Origin of the sequence: Elioraea sp., from assembly GCF_051860475.1 — a bacterium.
GTDB lineage: Bacteria > Pseudomonadota > Alphaproteobacteria > Acetobacterales > Acetobacteraceae > Elioraea.
The window spans coordinates 1-576 of sequence record NZ_JBHYDW010000316.1 but is presented as its reverse complement, the minus strand read 5'-3'; the positions used below and the strand labels follow the sequence as shown (position 1 = coordinate 576).

Annotated in this window: 1 pseudogene; it reads left to right on the top strand. The window is 67.7% G+C overall.

Annotated elements, in window-relative coordinates:
- Positions 1-286, top strand: a pseudogene (locus ACTIFU_RS23970) (hypothetical protein); the annotation flags it as partial.
- Between the last annotated feature and the right edge of the window lie 290 nt (positions 287-576).

Below are 576 nucleotides of genomic sequence, written 5' to 3'. Positions count from 1 at the left end.
CGCCCGGCTGACGGGCGCGCAGCTCGCACTGAAGGTCGAGGCGCAGCGGCTCGCACTGGACGAGAGCAAGCGCCGGCTGGTCGACGTCGCCGAGGCCGACGCGACGATCGACGAGATCGCCGGGGCGATGCGCGATGCGCTGCTGAACTGGCCGGCGCGCGTCGCTGGCGTGATCGCCGCCGAGCTCGGCGTCGAGCCGCATCTGCTGCAGACCATCCTGCAGCAGCACATCACCGAGCTGCTGACGGAGGAAGCCGATCGCTTCGATCCTGAACGATCCAGCTGACTCTTCCACCATCACCAACCATGGCCGGTTGCAGCACAGGGGCCGAAGCAGGGAGCAGAGCATGACGGCCACAGCTAGGGCCGACCTGGCAGACCGTCTTGCATTCATGTACGATCGGGCATAAACAGGTGCGATGGCCAGCCCCGAACACACCGAGCATGGCAGCGCGCCCGGTCGCCCGCGCAGCTTCGACGAGACCCAGGCGCTCGAGCGCGCCTTGCATGTCTTCTGGGCCAAGGGCTACCAGCGCACGAGCTATCCCGAACTGGAGGCAGCCACTGGGCTGCACC